13 protein-coding genes are annotated in these 21,877 nt (G+C 60.6%); 6 read left to right on the plus strand and 7 right to left on the minus strand.

What is annotated here, in order from left to right:
- Positions 1 to 654: 654 nt before the first annotated feature.
- Entirely contained in the window at positions 655 to 3,033 is a 2,379-nt protein-coding gene (locus DVB37_RS19440) for an AAA family ATPase (protein ID WP_120156496.1), read from the minus strand.
- Positions 3,034 to 3,238: 205 nt separating this feature from the next.
- On the opposite strand from DVB37_RS19440, the gene DVB37_RS19445 reads away from it, so the two are divergent.
- Both DVB37_RS19445 and DVB37_RS28415 read left to right on the plus strand, forming a co-directional pair.
- Positions 3,239 to 3,865, plus strand: a complete 627-nt coding sequence (locus DVB37_RS19445; RefSeq protein WP_120156497.1) for a tyrosine-type recombinase/integrase — start codon at positions 3,239 to 3,241, stop codon at positions 3,863 to 3,865.
- 268 nt (positions 3,866 to 4,133) lie between these two features.
- The gene (locus DVB37_RS28415) at positions 4,134 to 5,480 is read left to right on the plus strand and encodes a hypothetical protein (RefSeq protein WP_162941248.1); all 1,347 of its coding nucleotides are present in this window, start codon (positions 4,134 to 4,136) and stop codon (positions 5,478 to 5,480) included.
- Between the two features lie 255 nt (positions 5,481 to 5,735).
- On the opposite strand, the gene DVB37_RS19455 is transcribed toward DVB37_RS28415, so the two are convergent.
- From DVB37_RS19455 to DVB37_RS19465, 3 genes are read right to left on the minus strand one after another with little or no spacing between them, the layout of a single operon-like run.
- Positions 5,736 to 6,743, minus strand: coding sequence for a tripartite tricarboxylate transporter substrate binding protein (locus tag DVB37_RS19455; protein ID WP_120156499.1), 1,008 nt, complete (start codon positions 6,741 to 6,743; stop codon positions 5,736 to 5,738).
- A gap of 54 nt (positions 6,744 to 6,797) precedes the next feature.
- On the minus strand, positions 6,798 to 9,245 hold the full coding sequence (locus tag DVB37_RS19460; protein ID WP_120156500.1) for a CoA transferase: 2,448 nt from the start codon (positions 9,243 to 9,245) through the stop codon (positions 6,798 to 6,800).
- Positions 9,246 to 9,278: 33 nt separating this feature from the next.
- Complete coding sequence (locus DVB37_RS19465; RefSeq protein ID WP_120156501.1) at positions 9,279 to 12,596, minus strand: carboxyl transferase domain-containing protein; 3,318 nt, start codon at positions 12,594 to 12,596, stop codon at positions 9,279 to 9,281.
- Positions 12,597 to 12,895: 299 nt separating this feature from the next.
- Here DVB37_RS19465 and DVB37_RS19470 point away from each other — a divergent pair, with 299 nt between their 5' ends.
- The 4 genes from DVB37_RS19470 (at position 12,896) to DVB37_RS19485 (ending at position 17,046) form a co-directional block, all read left to right on the plus strand.
- Positions 12,896 to 13,798 carry a LysR family transcriptional regulator gene (locus tag DVB37_RS19470; protein WP_052946018.1) on the plus strand — a complete coding sequence of 301 codons (903 nt, stop codon included), beginning with the start codon at positions 12,896 to 12,898 and terminating at the stop codon, positions 13,796 to 13,798.
- Between the two features lie 260 nt (positions 13,799 to 14,058).
- Positions 14,059 to 14,466, plus strand: a complete 408-nt coding sequence (locus DVB37_RS19475) for a Zn-ribbon domain-containing OB-fold protein (RefSeq protein WP_240433938.1) — start codon at positions 14,059 to 14,061, stop codon at positions 14,464 to 14,466.
- Between the two features lie 91 nt (positions 14,467 to 14,557).
- Positions 14,558 to 15,709, plus strand: a complete 1,152-nt coding sequence (locus tag DVB37_RS19480; protein WP_120156503.1) for an acetyl-CoA acetyltransferase — start codon at positions 14,558 to 14,560, stop codon at positions 15,707 to 15,709.
- A 23-nt stretch (positions 15,710 to 15,732) separates the two neighbouring features.
- A complete protein-coding gene (locus DVB37_RS19485; RefSeq protein ID WP_120156504.1) occupies positions 15,733 to 17,046 on the plus strand; it encodes a 3-hydroxyacyl-CoA dehydrogenase in 1,314 nt (437 codons plus the stop codon).
- Positions 17,047 to 17,594: 548 nt separating this feature from the next.
- Here DVB37_RS19485 and DVB37_RS19495 read toward each other — a convergent pair.
- From DVB37_RS19495 to DVB37_RS19505, 3 genes are all read right to left on the minus strand, one after another.
- Entirely contained in the window at positions 17,595 to 19,205 is a 1,611-nt protein-coding gene (locus DVB37_RS19495; protein WP_120156505.1) for a bifunctional aspartate transaminase/aspartate 4-decarboxylase, read from the minus strand.
- Positions 19,202 to 19,519: a hypothetical protein gene (locus tag DVB37_RS19500; protein WP_120156506.1), complete on the minus strand. Its 318-nt coding sequence runs from the start codon at positions 19,517 to 19,519 to the stop codon at positions 19,202 to 19,204. The genes DVB37_RS19495 and DVB37_RS19500 overlap by 4 nt, the downstream gene beginning before the upstream one ends.
- A gap of 220 nt (positions 19,520 to 19,739) precedes the next feature.
- On the minus strand, positions 19,740 to 21,407 hold the full coding sequence (locus tag DVB37_RS19505) for a SulP family inorganic anion transporter (protein WP_120156507.1): 1,668 nt from the start codon (positions 21,405 to 21,407) through the stop codon (positions 19,740 to 19,742).
- Between the last annotated feature and the right edge of the window lie 470 nt (positions 21,408 to 21,877).

Consider the following 21,877-nt stretch of genomic DNA (forward strand, 5'->3'; position numbering starts at 1 on the left):
CTCCTTTAAAATCAACGATATAGGTTAATTTGATGAATTTTTCAAACGGACTTCATTCCGGTTTATCGACCGGTTTAATCCGCTGAATAGCACGGTGCCCCGTACCGCCGATCTCGATTCTCGGATCTTTCCCACGTTCGGCTAGCGCACGGGAATATTGCAGAGATTGGTGCAGCGATGCGACGGCCCATTCACCGTGTCGAAGTTCACCCAAGGCAGCATCGCTATCCTGTAGAAATCAATGACCTACCCGTATTTGGATCATTGACGAATGGAACCGATGGTTCATCTAACTAGGAATTTTCCGAAAATAGATCACATAGCGTCAAATTTTTCCCTGAGCGAGGAAACCAAGCTGCGGCTCGAGGTAATCTGGGATGCGTCATGACTCGGGACACGGCGGCTTCCGGCCAAGAACGGCCACTCGCCATCGGCTGCTTGTTGGCACTTCCGCGCCACACTCATGGCTACAGAAGATTCGAACCGAAATCTGCACCATCGCAGTGGCCTCGCCGGTCTTACTCAACACGGTTTTTTCGCCGCTATGGGCGAAGGGATCTGGCAACTGCTGTTGACGGACGCGGACCTGTCGAAGGCTTGATACCGCACAATATGAACAAACAGGTCGGGACTCAAGGAGTCCCGCTTTCGAGGCTATTGAAGATCCGTTAGGCGGTATTGGCCAGTGCCAATTCTCAGCAGTAGCTTCTGGGCGCAGAGACTACTGATCGTGCGGCCCGCAAGGCTCTCGATTGATCCATCTAAATCGCTGGCCACCAACATCTCTCGCAGCCACTGCTCAATCTGGGATTTGGTGGCAACTGTCGCCCCTTGGCGCATCCGAAACTCGACGATCGTAGTGGCGAGGAACAGGACAGGTATTTCAGTCTGCCCATGCACAGCGTCATTAGAGCGAGGAAATTGGAAATCACCGACCAATGCCGCCACTTTAATCAGAGATTGCCCCCACGTTCCTGACCGCGCGATGCAAAATTCGGCCGCCTGCAGGACGATCTCAGTGGCCCTGGATTCGTCCAATGGTACGGCCAGGCAAGTCAAACATGTACGAAACGCCATATGCGGTGTCATGGTGTTGCATTCGACGCAGTGGTGGAGATAGCATCCGGTCGGCTCGTTACGCTCAGGGTCGATCCCGGAGATGGGAAGGCTTGTCGTTAGTGAGAGCCACCAGCCCCAGAGCTGAACTCCACGGTTGCTCCATCTAGCTCCACCTTCATAGACCCATCGCCTCCATCGACTTGCATAGGAGAATCCTTCACCGAAAATCTCGTGTCTTCCGACTAAGCCTGCGTATTTCTTCACCCTGTTGGTGATGATTCGTGGTTCCGGATCACGTTCATCCTGTTCGAGCAGCGATGCGAGATCGATGGTCTCCAAGCCCTTGCGCAGGAAATCCGACTTCACGCGGCTCAGGCATGTGATCAGTTCGATGGGCACGACAATGTAAGCGCGCGTGGTTGCCCGCCCGAGAGCGCAAGCCAATGTGGTGTCATCCATGTCGATACCCGCCACGACGATGACGACGGGCTTCTCCATGCCGCGATACGCCGAGATTGTGGATTGTGAGACATCAATCCCCTCAAGTGACGAGGAGAACTGACTGAGCACGATCATGTCCTGCCTCATGACACCGGCCTTCGAGAGCTCCGCCGTCAAGGTCTGGATCCTCTTGGAAACATCCCAACTGATGCCTCTGGACAAGTCCTCCTTGGCGATCGGACGAGGGCAGTTCACCTCATGCCGTGGCGGTCGCATGTCCACCATCGCCTGAGTAATGCCTCCGGGATTCCGGTAGACCGTCGCCAGATAGAAGAATCGCTCTCCGTAGGTGTCCTCTAGGAATCGATAGAAGCTGCCCTTCTCGATACCGGGAAGCACCTGGAGCTCATCAGCAAAGACGAACTTGCGCGCATTCGAAAAATGGTCGTGCAGCGCCAAATGATCCGCCTCGTTGAGCGCCTGGGCTTCATCGACGATCAGCACCGCGTACTGGCGATCTACCTTCCCACGCAGGGCAAGATAATGCTCGTCATAGTTGGTCTCGCCAGAGCTGCTGTCCCTGTTCCGTGTGCCCAGGGACTCACAGTAGGAATGGAAGGTCTGAACTGTGACCGCCTGGTCGAGATGGTTCAATTGAGCGGCCACCTTCTGCGTGATCTGACGGTTCTTCAGAAGGAAGAGTACCTTGAGGTCCTGAGACGCGAACTGCTCGGCAAGGGAGCGCGCAATGAGCGTCTTGCCGCTGCCCGAGAAACCCGCGATCAGCCTCCGATCGGAGTCGAGGCACAAGGTCACTTGATTCGCTTGCTTGTCGTCTAATCGAAGCCACAACTCGCCGTCAGCAACGATCTTGCGTCCGAGATGTCCCTCCCGCGCTTCCCGCGGCCAGACGGCGTCGAGGAATTGATCGATTTCACGACTGAAGTTGTTCTGGCTGCCATAGTTCAGTGCGGTCTTCCAGTGCGCCATCAGTTGCACGATGCGCGAAGGTATGTCCCGACGATGCTTCTGTAGGATCAGGATGCCGTCGGGGAGCGGCCGGCCGAGCGGCACGTACGCGCTGGCGATCTGTGAGCTCTCGATATCGAAGTCCGGAAAGTGTACTGCGTAGCCGACCGGACACTTCATCTGCCACGACTGCAGCATCTCGGCGAGGACGAAAGTGTTGTCCTTGACCTGAGTCAGGGGATCGATTTCGTATCCGTCACGTTCGTGAATGAATCGAACACCCGAAGGCTTGTACAGACCCGACTTCGTCTCGATGCAAAGCATACCCAGTTCCGCATGCAGGATTACGAAGTCCACTTCTCCGGACAGGTGCTTCTTTTCCAAGGAGACCTGCAGGTACTTCTGCACCTCTTGCGAGTACACCCGCTTGGTCCTGCCTCGCAGCCAAGGAAGTGAGTGAATGACGGTGAACCCATCGTCGAGTTCCGCCAGTTCCTGAAAGAGGGTGAATTCGCCTTGGCTGCGAAATTCCGTGTGATCGAGTGTTGGAAATAATCTAGCCATGAACGGAGGAAACGCTGAGCTGGTTTAAAGCATCCAGTACGGGTGCTGATTGTTTTGGCATAGTAGCTTCAAACGTCTCGGGGCCGAGCTACGAAAGACTGGCAGCTTGTGTTGACGAGATCTTGTCGAGGTATGTCTCTTCAGGGTCAATAGCGCCCCTCCGTAGCGGCACACTGAATCTCCCTTTACGCGAAAGGAGAGTGTCATGGAATCCGCGAATGTCACCGTTGGCCGTCGTGTGCCGTGGAACAAGGGCAAACTCACCGGGCAGAAGCCACCTCTAAAGCTAGGAGAAATTTGGGCAATCCGAACGAGACTGCAGATGGCGTCGAACGTCCGGGAACTCGCACTGTTCAATCTCGCAATCGATAGCAAGCTTCGAGCGTGCGATCTCACGCGATTGCAGGTGCAGGACATCCGTCACGGAAGCCACGTGGCCGCGAGAGCCACCGTCATGCAACAAAAGACCCAGCGTCCGGTGCAATTCGAGATCACGGAGCAAACCCGTGAGAGCGTTGAAGCATGGATCGAGACGCGAGGGCTAAAGGCGGCAGATTTTCTGTTTCCGAGCCGTTTGCATACGTCGCCGCATCTGTCGACGCGGCAGTACGCCCGGATTGTGCATCGCTGGGTCGCATCGATTGGCCTCGACGATACCGCATATGGAACCCACACTATGCGCCGTACAAAAGCCTCGCTGATCTACCGTCGGACGAAGAATCTTCGGGCTGTACAGTTGCTGCTCGGGCATACGAAGCTGGAAAGCACAGTTCGCTACCTGGGCATCGAGGTCGACGATGCTCTTGAGATGGCTGAACAAACAGAGGTTTGATGCATCCCGGCCGGCGAGCGGTCGCTTGCCGGCCATGAGCAGCCTGTGGAAGCCTGGCCAACATACCGCTGGCAACGGCTCCGGAAAATTTATCGGGGCGAATGAGGTCGAGCAGCTGGTCAATATATCTTCCCTGAATGCCCGCCTGATCAAAACGCTTGTTTAGATACACGAAGTCCTTTAACGTCAGTTGATAGGTTCTATCATCTTCAAGACGAATGCATTCCCACAAAAATTCTACAGTCCGCTAGCATACGGGTCTCAACATATGAGCAAGATGCAAGAACCCTCGATAGACCAAATCGACCGAGTCATCCAAACTGAGTTTGGTTTGAACCCCGAGCATGATGTTGTGAGCGTCGAGATCATTCGACGCAAACAAGACCCGGAGCGCTACGACGGCCTGTGCGCCGAGTTCAAGAAGCAACTCTTAAGTCATCCTGACCCATCGGCTATTCGGCGCCGCTCATACTTTGGCGAGAACTTTGCAATCCACTTGCAATCAAGCTTTGCACGCAAGGAGGTTGCTGGAATCAAGCCCGAACTGACGTTTCACTATCCGATTTGTACGATAGAAGAAATCAGGCGTATTGAAATGCCGTCAAGTGCCGCAGATCACCTACTCGTACTCAGAGCAGATGCCATTGCCGACAGTCCACGCTTGAAGCGAGTTTTCCTTGAGCGGCGGACGCGTCAGCCGAAGGGTTGGTCACTTTCATCGCACTTTGAGACGGCTGCGTTCGAGCGGTATCTGAATGCGTTGCCAGAAGAGATGCGCGCTGCGTGCGAAGGCGTTCCAGCCGGAATGGCCTTTCTTCGTGAGCCAAATGGCGCATGTATTCGCTCGCCTCACGGCGATTTCATCGTGGTTTCGGAGGCCCTGAAAATCTATCTCTACTACATGAATGTCTTCTTGCTTGCGCGGGATGATATTCCCATGGACGACTGCATGGCAGCCCTGATGATCTCGCTAAGAGTGATGTTCCTCACAGAGGCATTAGACTTTGACCTTGACCCGCGAGGTCAGCTTCCAGAAGAAGTTCATGGTCGCATGGCCACACTCGTTGAAGATCAGTTGCAGTTCGTTGTCGGGCATGAGTATGCACATCTACTGCTCGGACATCTGAACGCGAACTCGGTGCAGCAGGCGCCGCTCGGGGTTTTTCCGACACCCGCCCACAGTTCTGCTCGCTACTACACGCCGAGACAGCATCAAGAGTTCGAAGCTGATGTAGGCGCGCTTCTACATGCCAAGCTCGATGAAGAAGAACTTGCCGGTCGACTTAACGCGTCGACGTGGTTCTTCCTTGGTCTCGAGTTGCTGTACGCCGTCTCTGACTACATCAATCCTTCTATGGGCGCGCCCAAGACTCATCCCGAGCCGATAGACCGCCTCCTTGCTCTGCGGAAGGAAGTGCTAGGAACTCGAAATATCGATGCCGACAGGATCTACTCCGACGACGCGATCTCTGATGGAATCAGGTGGGTGCATAGCGTGAAAGAGCAGCTATTGAAAGACTTCATCCCTTATCGAGTGGACGCCTTGGAGACCTATGGCTCCATCTACCTGCCGTCGTTCAGGAAGGCCGAACTGTACGATCGTCTGAACTACTAGGGCAAAGGGGGAGATCAGACTCATGATTGCCGCTGCTCTCCGGCCACCCCGCAACGAACCGGCAAACAGCCAGTTCGAGCGTCCGACAGCCCAGGAACGTATCTGGTGCTTATCTCTAGATGGCAGCCTTGGGTCGGTAGCGGACAGCGTCCCCTTCGCACGAAACCAGAGCAGCGTGCAGCCCCACCACCCCAATCCTTGCCCGCCAAACCGGCGGCAAGACGCCTGGCTGGCGTCCGCCGCGCCGGGCTCGCCTTAATCGATGACAATATTCTCCCGCTTGACGACATGAGACAGCTGATCGACCTCACGCCCGATGCGCGTGGACAATTCCTTTGGATTGCTCATGACGACGCTACCCTGCGCACTCAGTGAAGTCTTGGCAGCGGGCTGCTCCATCGCAAGCTTGGACTGCTCGTACAAGGTGTCGACGATCTGGGCTGGGGTGCCTGCCGGGGCGAACAGGCCCAGCCAGAAAGTGACGTCGATGTTTGGATAGCCTGCCTCGGCCATCGTGGGGATATCCGGCATTTGGGAAATACGTTGCTTCTGCGTGACCGCCAGGGCTTTCAACTTGCCGGCTGCCACTTGCGGTGCGCTGGCCAGCGTATCGAAAGACGTGTTCACCTCGCCCGCCATGACCGCCATGCTTGCTTGCGAGGCCGACTTGTAAGGGACATGGGTTGCCTTGAACTGCGTGTCGTTGCTCAGTTGCGCAAACGCCAGATGGGCCAGGTTGCCTTGGCCTCCGGACCCATAGGTGAGCTCGCCCGGATTCTTTTTGGCGTACTCAACCAGGTCCTTGACCGACGCGATGGCGTGCTTCTTGGCCCATTCGGGGTTGACGTTCAGAATGAACGGCGCGTCCAGTACCAGGGCGATGGGCGCGAAATCCTTGGTCTTGTACGGGGAGTTCTTGTAGATCAAGGGGTTGACGGTGATGCTGCTGCTGTTGGTGGCCAGCAGCGTGTAGCCATCCGGCGCCGAACGGGCCACCTCGGCCGCCCCGATCGATCCATTGGCGCCGCCCTTGTTTTCCACGATGACGGGCTGCTTGAGCGTCTTGGACAAAGAGTCCGACAGCAGGCGAGCCATCGTGTCCGTGATTGAACCGGCCGGAAACGGCACGATGATCTTGATGGCTTTGGTGGGCCATGCCTTGTCCTGCGCGAACGCGGCGGTAGTCCCCAAGCCCAATGCCGAAGCCACGGCAAGGTGCGCGGAAGTGATGAGGAAGTGACGGCGGGAATCGGATGTAGCCATTTTTTGTCTCCACGAGGTTAGGTCTTGTGCATTGCGTCGTGCTTGCGGGGCTTGTCAGGCCGCCTTTCTGGTTGCGGTGCTTCCGATGATTCCGTCGCGCTCCAGCGACTGTTGCTGATCCACGCTCATGCCCAGCACGCGCGAAAACACATCGCCATTGTGCTGCCCGAGCGTAGGCGCCGGACGCACCGCCGCGACCGTAGCGTCCGGCTCCCTGAACCAGGGCGTGGTCGCCAGAAACTCGCCGATATAAGGCCGGGAAGTCGCCTTGAAAAACTCACGGGCCTTCAGATGCGGGTCATCGAGCAGCGTCCAGACCGGTTTGACTTCTCCTGCGCTGATGCCCGCCTGTTGCAGTTCCGCCATTGCGCTTTGCGCGGAGCGCGCGCGGGTCCATGCGTTGATCCTGCGGTCTATCTCTTCGTGTCGGGTGCGTCGGCCGGCCGCCTTCTCCAGAGCAGGGTCCCGGGCAAGATCAGTTGCCTGCATGACCGCCAGCAATGCCTGCCATTGCGCATCGCTCGTGATGCTCACCACCACCCAGGCGTCATCGCCCGCGCACGAGTAAATACCCTGCGGGGCATGAAGAGGATGTGCATTGCCGATGCGGGGCGTGGTAGTGCCATGCACCGACTGTTCAATGACGAACGGCGCTGTCATGGGCAGCATGCATTCCACCTGAGACAGATTGACGTGGCGGCCCTTGCCCGAGCGCTGCTGCACGAACAGCGCCAACAACGCTGCCGCCCCCCCGTTAAAGCCACCCACGGGATCACCATAGGCGTAGGAGGTCAGCGCCGGAGGGTCCTGCGCGAAACCGGTGTGATGGGGCAGGCCGCTGGCCTGCTCCAGCGTGCCGCCATAGGCCCTGATCGTGCTCCATTCATTGCCCGACCCGAATGCCGGCATGGACACCATGACCAAGCGCGGGTTGACCTGGGACAGCACGGCGTAGTCCAGCCCAAGTTTGGGCAACACCTCGGTCGAGTAGTTCTCGATGACGATATCGGCCTTGGCCACCAGATCGAGCAGGACCGCACGCCCTTGCGCGCGGGTCAGATCAAGCGTGATGCCCAGCTTGTTGCGGTTCATCAGCGCAAAATTCGAGTTCTTTTCGTACAGCTTTTCCTGATAGAACTCATCGGTGTAATGCGTGCCCCGCCACCAGTCCGGATAGCGCGTGCTTTCAACCTTGATGACTTCCGCGCCAAAGTCCGCCAGCGTCCTTGCCGCCAATGGCCCGGCCCACCCCATCGTCAGATCGACCACGCGGATGTTTCGTAAGGGCAGCGCGCCCGGCGCAGCCGGGGTCAAGTCGGCGGCCGGCGTCAGGCTCTGCACGTCGCGGTAGCGGGGGCCGTCAGCGTCCAGACGCGCTGCCTTACCGCCCGGCAAGGGGCCCGCATCGCCCATGGGCAGCGGAACGACCGGCCCCTCGAATTTGGCCGCCCCGACCGTGACGGGAACAAAAGCGCCGCGTTCGCGATGCACGCTCTGTTCAAGCAGTTCTGCCATGGTCGGCACGATGACAGCGGGAAATTTTTCCTTGCGCAGCACATCGAACCATTCCTGGGCTGTCCTGGCGCGCAGACTGGGAATCAGGAACGCATCGATTTCGTCGGCATGGACCATACGGGTCGGCCCGCTTGCAAACCGCGGATCCGCTACCCGGTCCGGGTGGCCGATGGCCGCGCACAGCGCAGCCCACTGCGGGCCGGTATGGGCGAACAGCCCAATCCAGCCCTTCTTGGTCTCGTAGATGCCGGCCGGATGCGTCGTGCAGAACCGGTTGACCCCCAGCCTGGCCAAGGGATGCCGACCATCCTGCACCATGCCGGCTTCCATCTCGACCAGCGAAAACGCAATCTCATGGATGCTCAGCAGATAACGCCGGCTGCCGTCGGATCGTCCCAGCAGCGCGGCGGTCGCGCTGGAGAATGCGGCGACACCGGCGGCAATGGCGGTCTGAATGTCGTGCGGCAGATGGGGCGGCCCCTGCTGTGCGCCACTGCAATACACCGCGCCGGCCAGGGCGCGGCACACGGCCTCGGTCCCCGCGAAGCCACGGTACGGCCCGGACTCGCCGAACCAGGTCAGACAGACTTCGATCGGCACATTGCCCTGGCCGTCATTCCCATCGCCGGCGTAGGCGGGGCGCGTCAGGACCTCTAAGCCTTCGTCCAGGGCGCGGGCGTCAAGAATCACATCGCATGTCCGCGCGATCCGTGACAGCCACGCGGCATCCGCGCCTGTCTTTCCTTGTCGTGCCACGCTGCGCTTGTTGGTATTGAGCCAGGCATGCAAGGCGCTTGCGGGCTCGTCGTTGGCCTCGTTCAACAGGGGCGGCAGGCGGCGCAGCATGTCGCCGTCGGCGTCCTCCAGCTTGATGACCTCGGCGCCAAAATCCGCAAAGAGCTTCCCGGCATAAGCCACTGCCGCACCGCAGCCGATTTCCAGCACGCGCACCCCGGCGAAGGCGAGCCGGCTTTCAGATGTATGCATCGTCGCAACCTGTTCCAACGGACTTCACCTTGATCACCAGGTATCAACAAAGGCGCGACGGGCCCGGCCGGCGCGCAAAGAGGCCGACGCGATGCCTTGGCGTATCCACGTGCGAGTCTGCGCGGGGTCGATGACTGCGTCGATCTCCGTCGTGGACGCGACATTGATGGCGTGCCCGCGATCGTAGGCGCGAGCCACCAACTCGTCGTAAAGCGCCTGGCGCTGTGGCCCCTCGGGGACATTCTCAAGCTCTTTCTTGAAGCCCAGCCGGATGGACCCTTCCAGGCCCATGGGGCCGAATTCGCCCGTTGGCCACGACACCGCGCAGCTGGCCGAGCGAAATCCCCCGCCGGCCATGGCCATGGCGCCCAGGCCGTAGCCCTTGCGCAAGGCAATTGCCAGGATGGCGACGCGCAGCTTGGCCGCGACCACGAACATGCGCGACACATGCCGCACTTGTGCCTTGGCCTCTTGCTCTGGCCCGACCATGAATCCCGGCGTATCGATCAAGGAAATGATGGGCAGGCCGTGGATATCGCAAAGGTTCATGAAGCGTGCCGCCTTGTCGGCCGCATCGGCGTCGATGGCGCCTCCCAGGTGATGCGGATTGTTGGCGATGATCCCGACAGGCTGCCCTTCCACACGCGCCAGCGCGGTGTGCATTCCCAGGCCGAACCCCGAGCGCAGCATCAATACGCTGCCTACGTCGGCAATGCCTTCGATGGCCTTGCGGCTGTCGTAGACGCGCAGGCGATTCTCGGGCACCACATGACGAAGGTGGCGCGGGTCGGGCGCCACCCAATCCTTGGTGCGGCCCTGGAACATAGACAGATAGTGCTTCGCCGCCGCGACGGCCTGCGCCTCGTTGTCGACCAGGATGTCGATGACGCCATTGGCGAACTGCACCGGCGCGGGGCCAACGTCCTCCGGCCGGAAGATGCCCAGTCCTCCGCCTTCGATCATCGCCGGGCCGGCCATGCCGATGTTGGCGCTCTTGTCCGCGATGATGACATCGCAGACCCCTAGAAAGGCGGCGTTGCCCGCGAAACAGCGTCCCGAAACAATGCCTAGCAAAGGCACTTCGCCACTGAGTTCGGCCAGCGCGGCGAACGACGGCTGATATAGCCCGGACACGAACGGAAAATCCACATCGCCCGGGCGCCCGCCTCCGCCTTCGGCAAACAACACCATCGGCATTTCGTCGCGGCGGGCCCGTTCCACCAGCCTGTCGGTCTTGATGTGGTTGCGTTTGCCCTGCGTGCCCGCCAGCACCGTCGCGTCATAGGCCATCACCCCGGTCAGCGACCCGTCGTAGCCGAATGCATCGCCGTTGACGTTGCCAATGCCGGTGACAATGCCGTCCGCGGGCGTGTTGGCGATCAGGTCTTCCTTGCTGCGGCGGGTGGCCTGCGCGGCAATGACCAGCGCGCCAAACTCCACGAACGAGCCTTCATCGCACAGGTCGTCCACGTTCTCCCGTGCGGTGCGCTGCCCCCGCGAACGGCGCTTGGCCACGGCCTGCGGGCGCGCGTCATCGTAAAGCGACGCATGGCGGTCGAGCACGGCTTGCAGGTCAGGGCGCACCGCGTCCAGATCGATCGCGTCTGTCACGACATCGGTGTCGTCACCACTCGATTCCTGTTCCAGCAAGACCAGGATCTGGCCTTCAAGCACGTTGCCGCCACTGGCGGCCGGCACCTGGACGACCCTGCCATTGAAGTCGGCGACGACGGTGTATTCCATTTTCATCGCTTCGATCACGGCGATGGGTTGGCCCTTGAGCACGACCGCGCCAGCGCTCACGGACACCTCGACCAGGCGGCCGCTTAGCGGCGCGCGCGATGCCGACAGCCCTTCGGGCAGCGCGGCCTGCGCTGCCTGCGGCAAGTTGGCCGCCGCCGCGCTGCGCCCGCCCGAATCCCCGATCAGGCTGTCCTTGGCCTGCTGCTCCTTTGCGTACTGCTCGGCCGCTGCAAGCAGTTCCCCTAGGATGGCCTCGATGTGGCGCGTATGGTTGCGCTGCGACAGGAAGTCCTCGCGGGCCACAAGCGCCTGCAAAAGATGGATATTCGTCGCGACACCGGCAATGCGGAACTCGGCCAGGCAGCGGCGCAAGCGCCGCACCACGCCCGAGAAATCGTCATTGCTGCTGAACACGATCAACTTGGCCAGCAGCGTGTCGAACGCCGGGGCCGGCGCGTAGCCGCTATAGGCATGGGTGTCGACGCGCACTTCGGGGCCGGCGGGCGGCTCAAAACGCGCCAGCCTGCCGTGTGCCGGGCGTGCCATGCCCGTGGCATCGGTCGATTCTGCATTGATGCGCACCTGGATGGCGTAACCGTTCAGCCCCGGCGGGTTGGCCGGGTCCACGCCCAGTTCGGCCAAGCGCTTACCCTGCGCGACGCCGATCTGCAAGGCCACCAGATCCACCCCCGTGACCTGCTCGGTGATCGTATGTTCGACCTGCAACCGGGGATTGGCTTCGATGAACACAAAGTCCGTCTGCACCCCGTGCTCGTTCTCTTCGACCAGGAATTCAAAGGTACCCAGGCTGCGGTACTCCACCTTGGCCGCCATTTTCTTTGCCGCGGCAAGAATGGCGGCGCGCAGCGGGGCGCTTAGCACCGGGCTGGGCGCGATCTCGACCACTTTCTGAAAGCGGCGCTGTAGCGTGCAATCCCGATCGCCAAGCGCGACCACCGACGCCCCATCGCCGGCAATCTGCACTTCGATATGACGCGCGCGATTGACCAGACGTTCCGCGTACAGTGCGTCCACGCCAAAGGCCGACATGGCTTCCGACCGGCAGCGGGCATAGCGTTCGGCGATATCGGCTTTGGACTTGACGACGCGCATCCCGCGCCCGCCGCCTCCGCCGACCGCCTTGATGACGATCCCGACCCCGCCCTGCTCGTCGAAGAACCGTTCGACGTCCGCAAGGCTTGCACCGCCCGGCGTGGCGGGCATGACGGGCACGCCGCACTCGCGGGCCAGTTGCAACGCGCGGCCTTTGTCTCCGAACAGGGCGAGGTGATCGGCATTCGGGCCGATGAACGTGATTCCCGCCGCATCGCAAGCCAGGGCAAAATCCGCCCTTTCACTCAAGAAGCCATACCCCGGATGAATAGCATCGCAATGTTCGGCCGTGGCTACGGCAATGATGGCGTCGATATCGATATAAGCCGCCGGACCGGAGCCGGTCAGCGCAACCGAAGTATCCGCAACAATTCGATGCCTGGAGTTTGAATCGTCCTGGGAATACACCGCGACGCTTTCCAACCCAAGGTCGCGCACCGCGCGAATGACTCGCACGGCGATTTCGCCACGATTGGCAACCAACACTCTTTTCATAGCGATCCTATGTCTTTGCTCTAACTCTTATGCTCAAGTTCTTCGGCTGCTGCCCCTAGCCCTTGCATGTTCCTGCCAGACGAGGCGCGCCCGCGGGCAGGCCCCGATAGGCATTAACATGCAAGCGGATACGCGCAATCGCAGCCCGGCTTGATCTGGCGGTTGTCGTTAACTTGGTGAGGATGGTAGGAGTCGTGCCACAGCCGCACAATTCACATTTTTCTCTGACCCCTATAGCCGTTCGGCATGTGTCTCGATAAAAGCAGGCGGAAATGGAACTCAGGCAATTAAGAACGGTTTTGGCGATCGCGGAAACCGGCAGCCTCACCAAGGCGGCGGAACTGCTGCACGTTGTGCAGCCCGCCCTGTCCCGGCAGCTCAAGCAACTGGAAGACGAACTGGGCACTGCGCTTTTCGAGCGCAACCGGCTTGGAATGGTGCTGACGGTGCCAGGCCGCCGGTTTGTCGATCAGGTGCGGGTTTCCCTTAAGGGGCTCAATGAAGCCCGGGCCGACATCGGCGCTGCAAAATCGGATTTGCTTGGCACGGTGTCCATCGGCATGCTGCCCGGCCTGGCGGCCCCGCTTGCCGGCCCGCTCGTCATCGCGTTGCAGCAGCAGTATCCCAATCTGCGCGTGCGCATCGCCACCGGCTTTTCGGATTTCCTGCAAGAGGGGCTGGAGGGCGGCAAGCTTGATATCTGCCTGATGGGCGACTATCTGCAATCCGAACTTCTGCAGACCTCGCCCGCTTATTCCGAGCCCATCTACGTCTTCGGCCTGCCGGGATCCGGATTATCCGAAGACACCCCGATGACGCTCGAGGCCGTCTCCAGAATGCCCATGGTGGTGCCGGAAGCGCGCAGCTTGCGCAACGTGATAGACCGCGCCTGCACCATCCTTGGCGTCAACCTGAATCTGGTTGCCGAGTCGGACAGCACCGCGGTCATTCTTGATCTGGTGTTACGCGGCGTCGGCTACACCATCCTGCCCGTCATCCCCATCATGACGATGCTGGCCGAAAAACGCATCGAAGGCGCGCCCATCATCAGCCCCACGCTGCAACGCACCGTGATCATCGGCACCGCCGTGCTGAACCGCAACCCCCGCATCGTCAATGTGCTGCACGCCGAGCTGATCCGCCTGCTCGAGCCCTACATCAAACAGTTCGAGTACGTCGGCGTACGCTGGCTGGCTGATTGAGTACATCCCTCTGCCTGCAACGTCCGCGTACACCCTTCGCGTACCCCCTCTGCACGCGGACCCGGCACGCACCGGGCCACGGGCCAGCTATGCTCAATCGCTATGACCCTCGTCAAAATTAGTTAATTGTCCCGAGACGGGTCGCCCCCCTAAGATCAATCCCGCGTCGTGGCATCGCCAGCAGACAAGCCATGCACCCAACGGGTGTATGCCCCGTCCGCCTGCCGGCCGGCCGGGGCCAAGAATCTTGGGAGGCGAATGTGCAGAATTCCTCTAACAGCACACACACAGCGGGCGACGAGGCAGTCGGCCCGGAGCAGTACTTCCAGCGCATGCTCGAACAAGGGCAGTTCATGATTCAGCGCTGCGAAACCACCGGCCGCGCCGTTTTCTATCCTCGGGCCATCTCCCCTTATGGCGGCGGACGCCTGCGCTGGGAAGCGGCCAGTGGCGGCGGCACCATCTATTCGACCACCGTCGTGCGCCAACGCCCCGAACGGGGTGGAAATTACTGCGTCGTCCTGGTGGACCTTGAAGAAGGGCCGCGCCTGATGAGTACCGTTGTCGACATCGATCCCCTTGCGGTGACGATCGGCATGCGAGTCCGTGCAGAAGTGCGCCGCCAGTCCTCTGGCGTGCCGCGCGTGGTGTTCGTGCGCGCGGACTGACCGCGCGTGGTGTCTGTGCGCGCGGGCTCACCGCGTGTGGTGTCTGTGCGCGCGGGCTGACCGCGCGACGCCTGTTAATTGGAATGACTTGATGGCTACTAGTACAAGAGGGGCCTCGGCAATTGTCGGGGTCGGCACCACCCCTGGCTGGAACAGCCCCGGGTTCTCGGCGTTGGATCAACTTGGCATCGCCGTTCAGGCGGCGGCGGCCGATGCGGGCATCGGTGTGGACCAGATCGACGGCTTGTTCACGTCCACGCTGACGCATTTCATGCCCGCCCTGTCCGTGGCGGAGTATCTCGGCATCCATCCGACCTATATGGACGGCACCAACATCGGCGGCTCCTCATTTCTGGCCCACCTGTTGTCGGCCACGCTTGCCCTGCAAGCCGGGCTGTGCAAAGTGGCCTGCATTTGCTATGGGTCGAACCAACTGTCGGCGGGCGGCAAGCTGACCACCCTGACTGAACCCGCGCCCTGGGAGGCGATGTATTCGCCGCGCAACCCCATCAGTGGCTACGCCTTGGCGACCGCACGCCACATGCACCAGTACGGAACCACGCGCGAGCAGCTGGCCAGCGTCGCGGTCGCCGCGCGCCAATGGGCGCAGCTCAATCCTGCCGCGCACGAGCGCGGCCCCCTGAGCATCGCCGACGTTCTGGATTCCCGGCCTATATCCGACCCGCTCACGCTGCGGGACTGCTGCCTGGTGACGGACGGCGGCGGAGCGATGATTCTGGTCGCCGCTGAGCGCGTGCCGGAATTTGCCAACACGCCGGCCTATGTCCTGGGTGTCGGCGCGGCAACCACGCATCGCCAAATTTCAAGCATGGAAGACCTCACGGTCACCGGTGCCGTGCAATCCGGCCAACGCGCCTTCGAGATGGCGCGCGTCGCACCGCAAGACATCGACGTCTTGCAGCTCTATGACGCATTCACCATCAACCCGATTCTGTTTCTTGAGGACCTGGGCTACTGCGCCAAGGGCGAAGGCGGCGCGTTCGTGGCATCAGGCGTGACCGCGCCCGGTGGCGCACTGCCGGTCAACACCAACGGCGGCGGCCTGTCCTGCAATCACCCGGGTATGTATGGCATTTTTGCGGCCATCGAAGCGGTGCACCAGATCCGGCGCTCCGCAGGCGCCAGGCAGGTTGACGGCGCCAATCTGGCCCTGGCCCACGGCAATGGCGGCCAGTTGGCCAGCCAGGTCACGGCGATTCTCGGATCGCGCGCCACCCTGTAATCGTTGAAACCGCGGACACAATCATGAGCACCACCACCAGCACGCCAGTCGTCAACCACCACCCCTTCGTGGCCGAACGTCAATTGCACAAGCCCCCGTTTGCGGCCAAGGCCAGGTCCGTCAACCGGGCGGCGGTGATAGGCGCCGGCACGATGGGCGGCGGCATTGCGATGTGCTTCGCCAACGCCGGCATACCCGTAGTGCTGCTGGAGAAAGACGCCGAGCGCCTCAGCCAGGGCATGGCGCGCATCAAAGAAAACTACGCCAACTCCGCGCGGCGCGGCAGGCTCAGCGCAGACGACGTCGCACAGCGTCTCGCCTGCATACAGGGCAGCACGCGCTTCGAGGATCTGGCCGACGTGGATCTGGTCATTGAAGCGGTGTTCGAGGAAATCGGGCTTAAACACGAGATATTCAAGACGCTTGATCGGGTCTGCAAACCCGGCGCCATCCTGGCCTCAAACACTTCTTTCCTGGACATCGACGCTATCGCGAGCGCCACTCAGCGGCCCCAGGACGTGGTAGGGATGCACTTTTTCAGCCCGGCCAACGTCATGCAGTTGCTGGAAAACGTGCGCGGCTCCGTCACCTCGGACGACGTGTGCGCCACTGTCATGGACGTGGGCCGCCGCCTGGGCAAGGTCGCGGTGCTGGTGCGGTCCTGCGACGGATTCGTCGGCAACCGCATGTTGGCCAAGCGTACGCGCGAAAGCTATTTCCTGCTCCAGGAAGGCGCCTCGTTCTTTCAGATCGACGGTGTGCTGCGCGACTTCGGCCTTCCGATGGGGCCGTTCGCCATGGCGGATCTGGCAGGGTTGGACGTGGGCTGGCGCAATCGCCAGAGCCGCCTGCAACGCCTGACGCCGCGCGAGCGCGAATGCGACATGCTGGACCGCATGGTCGCCGCCGGCCGGCTGGGCCAAAAGACCCAGGGCGGTTTCTACGACTATGACAGCGACCGCAAGGCCACCCCATCACCGGCTGCCGAAGCACTCGTTGCCGCACACCGCGCCGCCTCAGGCAGACAAGCGCGGCAGATCTCCGACGAGGAAATCCTGGAGCGCTGCCTGTACTCGATGATCAACGAAGCCGCCTATATCCTGGAAGAGAATATCGTCGAACGCGCCTCCGACATCGACGTCGTCTGGCTCAAAGGCTACGGCTTTCCCGCCTATCGGGGAGGCCCGCTGTGCTATGCGGACCAGATCGGCCTGCCCGCCATTCTGGCGGGCCTGCGCAAGTATGAAGCCGTGCACGGTACCCAATACTGGAAGCCGGCCAATCTCATCGTCAAGCTCGCCCAGGAGGGGCGAGGCTTTCACGATGACCCTGCCTGAATCCGTGCACACGCAATAAAAGAGAGCACGTCAACGCTGTTCCGGAGGGACGCAGGCACTGTCGATACATGCCATGCGTGGGCGGCTCGGCGCACCGACAGCACCAACACCGACGCCAACATCAACTGGCTCAACGACAACAACGCCACGCCGGGCAAGGTCTCGCCGCCACAGGTCACGGGCTTCGTCGACGCCGAGCTCGACAAATGGAAAACCGTCATCGATCGGGCGCACGTCACGGTCCAATAGCATGACGAGGCGTTCGCAAACGGGCTGGCTCGTAGGCTACCTGGAACGGCAGGAAAAGGTTTTCGATTTCGCGCTCAACATTGACGTCAAGAAAAGCGCGGATGCCGCTGCGCGCATGAAAATCGTGCACGCTGTATTCGGCGGCCTGGGCTTGCTATCCGAAGCCCCTGCCTCTTTAGCTCCACCGCGCGCGCAATCTGCGATTACCGGCGCTACCAGATAGCGCCGGCATCGCGCTCTGCTCCCGCGTTTGGTGGTGTCCCGACGAAAATCCTGCTTCGACGCACGTCGCGAGCCGACTAGCTGGATTTCCCCGCACCGCCATGTTGTTGCTGATAGCGTTCTAGGTACTCGTCCCTCAGATTGCGCACGCATTGGCCGATCTTTACGTAGTCCTGTTCGTTCAGATTGGCAAGCGATACGCGGCCGGACGGGTGAAGCGTGCCGAAGCCCTTGCCGGGCAGCAGCACGACGCCCGCCTCTTCCGCCAGCCTGAACAGCAACTCGTGCGGTTTGATCGAGGCCAGCAACCATTTAACGAAGCCCGGGCCGACTTCCCGGCTCATCTGTTCCACGTCCAAGAGCGTGTAGTAATCAACCACGTTCTCGTCCACGTCGCCAGGCGCGGCGCCCATGCCCCGGTAGAGCGCCGCCTTGCGCCCGCGGATCAGCCGCTTCATGGCGTTCTTGTAGCTTTCCGCCGTATCCATAAGCGAAAACAGCGAGAACAGCACCATCTGCACCTGTTGCGGCGTGGACAGGCCGGCGGTGTGATTAAGCGCCACGGTGCGGCTGTCGGCCACGATTCGGTCGATGAAGGGAAGCTTCTCGGGTTCGGTGGTAATGGACGCGTAGCGCTTGTTCAAAGCGTCCCGCTCTTGCTGCGGCAATTGCGCGATCTTCGCGTCGAAGACATTCGATTTATCCGCAGCGATCACGCCCAGGCGCCAACCCGTTGCGCCAAAGTACTTGGAATACGAGTACACCAGCAAGGTGTTGTGCGGACACAGGGCGAAGAGCGAAACGAAATTGTCGGCGAACGTGCCGTAGACGTCGTCAGTAAGGATGATCAGGTCGGGCCGTTCCTTCACGATGCCGGCCAGGTATTGCAGGCTCTTGTCGCTGACCTTGACCGAAGGCGGGTTGCTGGGGTTCACCAGGAAGAATGCCTTCACCTTGGGATCGCGCAGCTTGTCGAGTTCTTTCTCGGGGTATTGCCAGCCATTCGTGGCGTCAGCGTCGATGGCCAGCTCGGTCAAGCCGAACTCCGACAGTTCCGGAATTTCGATGTAGGGCGTGAAAATCGGCTTGCCCAACGCGATGACGTCACCGGCCCTGAGCAGGTGGTTGATTTTCATCGAGTTAAACAGGTAGGTCATGGCGGCCGTGCCGCCTTCAACAGCATACAAATCGTAGTCGCCGGAAAATGGATAGTTGCCTATCATCTCTTTTCGGATGTACTGCTTGACGATCTGTTCCGATAACCGCAGCATCCGGTCTGGAACCGGATAGCTACAGGCCAGGATGCCGGCGCACATCTCGTAGAGAAAATCGCCGCCATCCAACCCCAGCTGATCCCGCACGAAGGACACCGCGCTGGCAAGGAACTTCACGCCAGGGATGTCGGCCTGGCTACGGGCGAAGAGGTCAAAGCGTTCTTCGATACCCGCTCGCCGTGGGAAACCGCCTACCCCTTCGGGCAGGTAGGAAAACGATCTCTCGGACTCGATCATCGCAAACAGCCCAAGCTGCCAAAAGCCGTGACGAGGGATGGTGGCAAGAAAGTTGGGATTTCCCCGGCCTGCATTCAGCATCAGCCTGTTAGCGGCGCTTCCTGCCAGTTTAATCAGCTCATCTTTCAGTTCAAACGGCGAAAGACTAGCTAGGTGGGATGTATCGCGAGTGTTCATTGAAGCCTCCGATCTTGGATGGAAACCTGGTCAATTAAAGAAGAACCGCGAACTAGCGCGACGGCCGTCACGCACGGTCGTTCCCTGAGCTGCGCGGGAGTCAGGTTCGAGTAGTCCTTGCGCACGGCATTCCAGCCCATCGTTGAGCCACCCCGATGATGAGGCCCGCCGCTTCCTACCGGCGAGCAGCAGTTCATCGGGCCGTTGCCCCACATCTCGCTCATCATGCCCATGGTCGTTTGCATCAACGCCTGGTGCTCGCGTGCCAGTTTCTGACGCTCCGCGCGGTCCGTGGTCTTCTGCAGCTGGTCCATCTGCGCGCTGAATAACAAAGCCCAATTTAGAGCGACCAGCCTTTTCGAACCTGATAATTGTCAACTTCGTTGTCACTTTCCGCTTACTCATATTGCTTCTCTCAGGATTCAAATACTCTTGGCTCACAGAGCGCCAAAGCGAGAGCCGATGCGAACAATCGTGGTTCGGTAAGAATCCGGCCTGCTCTTGTTGGCGAAAAGATTTTTACCCCGTGGCATTTCAGCTACTGTCGGGCGCAAGCCCGGCCAAAGACAGGTAGCGCGTCACGGCGGCTTCGGCGTTGAACAACAAGCGACCGCGGCCCAGTCGCTCGGCAAGGCCGGAGCGCCTGACCACATCCAGCACTCGCGGATTCAGCCCCGCCAACCAATACTGCGTTGGACCAGCGTTGAGCGCTTGCTCGCGTTCCATCAGCATTTGCAAGGCCGAATACTCGATATCCGGGACCCTGCTGAGGTCCAGCACCACGACCGCCGGTTGATGGGCCACCACCAGCGCTTGGATTTTCTGCGCCACGGCCTGCGCATTAACGAAGAACAGACGCCCCTCCGGCCGGAGAATCAACAAGCCATCAAACGCTTCGTCTTCAGGATGCTCGGGGGAAGCCGGCCGAAAGAAATCGGTTCCGCGCTTGCGCCCCATGACATAGACCTTGGGATTGACCGTTTGATGCGTCAGACCGATCAATGAAACAACGATGGCGACGACGATCCCCTGCAGGGTTCCGAAGATGAGGACCCCGAGCAGGGCGACGACGGCCCAGCGGAACTCCATCGTTCGAACCTTGAGGATGGCAGAGAACTCGCGGGGTTGAATCAACCCCACGGAATACACAATGACCACCGCCGCCAAAGTCGCGTTCGGCAACAGACCCAGCAGCGGAGCCAGGAACAGCATCGTTGCCACCGAAATACCCGCGGTGACCAGCGTAGCCTTTTGGGACCTGCCGCCCACGGCACGCACGACCGCGGTTTGCGACGTGCCGCCACCAGCGGGCATGGCGCCGAACAGCGCACCCGCGACGTTGGCCGCACCGCTGGCAAGCAATTCACGATTGGCGTTGATCGGCGGATCGGCGCGCGCAGCGAATGCCCGACCCGCGGCGATCGATTCAGTGAAACTCATCAGCGCGATACCAGCGGCCCCGGGTAGCAGTTGCTTCATCAAGCCGAGGTCGGGCAAGGTCAACGGTGGAAGCCCATGCGGAATTTGTCCGACCGTCGACACACCCACAGCCTGCAGCGCCAATATCCACGATGCCAAAATGCCGCCGCCGACGGCAATGAGGGGGGCCGGTATGTTCGGCAGGAAGCGCTCTATGCCGATCAGCAGGATTAGTGTTGCCAGTGCGACCATCAGCGTCGTAGGGGACGTATCCGGCAGCTGCTGCACAAGCGAGATCACGTCATGAAAGAACCCGTCCTTGACAATGTGTATGCCGAGCAACTTCGGTGCCTGGTCAAGTACGATCACGCAGCCGATGCCGGCCTTGAAGCCACTCAGGACAGGGCTAGAAATAAAATCGGCGACAAAGCCAAGGCGCAGGACGGAGGCCAGCAGCAACACAACGCCGGTCAGTGCGCTCAAGGTCGCGGCCGCGACGACCACGTTGTGCGGATCAGCATCCGGTACCGCCAGGCTTAATTGCGCCCCAGCCAGAATGGCAAGCGTAGCGGTCGAGCTAAAGCTGAGCACGCGTGACGAACCCAGCAACGCGTAGACCACCATCGGCACAAAAGCGGTATAGAGACCCACAGCGATGGGCAGACCGGCCACCGTCGCGTAGGCCATGGCTTTGGGAAGCACGACCGCTGCGGCGGTCAGGCCGGCGACGATGTCGCGACGAACGGAATTCTCCGGCGCCTCTGGAACGGCATTCGCACTCATGATCGCTCTCGCCCTTGGGGACTTTGAGAAAAATCGGTTCCGTCTGCCGCAAGCCGTCTACAAGCCGCGAAGTCGTTCGTGAACACCCCTGACAGGGCTAGCCGTCTGGGCCGCCCGTTCAGTCAGCCCCCCGAAGGAACGGGAAATGAGCGCATAGGCATCCGGCGCGAGCTAATGATGAGTCCGTCCGAAAAGAAATCGTTGATAAATATCAGGAGATCAGTGCGCGCGCATTTCCCCATTCAGATCTTCCGCAGCGCAAGCGCTTCACGTTCTCGTCCGATCGAGGAATGACGCATTTACCTGGTTGCCATTTCGCCTGATGTTGATGAACTTGACCGACGTCAATAGCATCAACCGCCGCAGTGCCATGATGGGGTTCAAATGGTTAACGGGCAGTTGATGAAGGCCACATGAACATCCCGGAAGCATCGTGCAAACATCCTGATCCGATTAGGTCAAGCCGCATG

It is taken from the genome of Achromobacter sp. B7, from assembly GCF_003600685.1.
GTDB lineage: Bacteria > Pseudomonadota > Gammaproteobacteria > Burkholderiales > Burkholderiaceae_B > Achromobacter > Achromobacter spanius_B.

What these genes read in the sequence shown, in the direction of transcription:
- DVB37_RS19445 (WP_120156497.1), top strand. Translation starts at nt 3,239, where the DNA reads ATGGAATCCGCGAATGTCACCGTTGGCCGTCGTGTGCCGTGGAACAAG.
- DVB37_RS19495 (WP_120156505.1), bottom strand. Translation starts at nt 19,205, where the DNA reads ATGAACACTCGCGATACATCCCACCTAGCTAGTCTTTCGCCGTTTGAA.
- DVB37_RS19455 (WP_120156499.1), bottom strand. Translation starts at nt 6,743, where the DNA reads ATGGCTACATCCGATTCCCGCCGTCACTTCCTCATCACTTCCGCGCAC.
- DVB37_RS19485 (WP_120156504.1), top strand. Translation starts at nt 15,733, where the DNA reads ATGAGCACCACCACCAGCACGCCAGTCGTCAACCACCACCCCTTCGTG.
- DVB37_RS19505 (WP_120156507.1), bottom strand. Translation starts at nt 21,407, where the DNA reads ATGAGTGCGAATGCCGTTCCAGAGGCGCCGGAGAATTCCGTTCGTCGC.
- DVB37_RS19440 (WP_120156496.1), bottom strand. Translation starts at nt 3,033, where the DNA reads ATGGCTAGATTATTTCCAACACTCGATCACACGGAATTTCGCAGCCAA.
- DVB37_RS19500 (WP_120156506.1), bottom strand. Translation starts at nt 19,519, where the DNA reads ATGGACCAGCTGCAGAAGACCACGGACCGCGCGGAGCGTCAGAAACTG.
- DVB37_RS19465 (WP_120156501.1), bottom strand. Translation starts at nt 12,596, where the DNA reads ATGAAAAGAGTGTTGGTTGCCAATCGTGGCGAAATCGCCGTGCGAGTC.
- DVB37_RS19460 (WP_120156500.1), bottom strand. Translation starts at nt 9,245, where the DNA reads ATGCATACATCTGAAAGCCGGCTCGCCTTCGCCGGGGTGCGCGTGCTG.
- DVB37_RS28415 (WP_162941248.1), top strand. Translation starts at nt 4,134, where the DNA reads ATGAGCAAGATGCAAGAACCCTCGATAGACCAAATCGACCGAGTCATC.
- DVB37_RS19480 (WP_120156503.1), top strand. Translation starts at nt 14,558, where the DNA reads ATGGCTACTAGTACAAGAGGGGCCTCGGCAATTGTCGGGGTCGGCACC.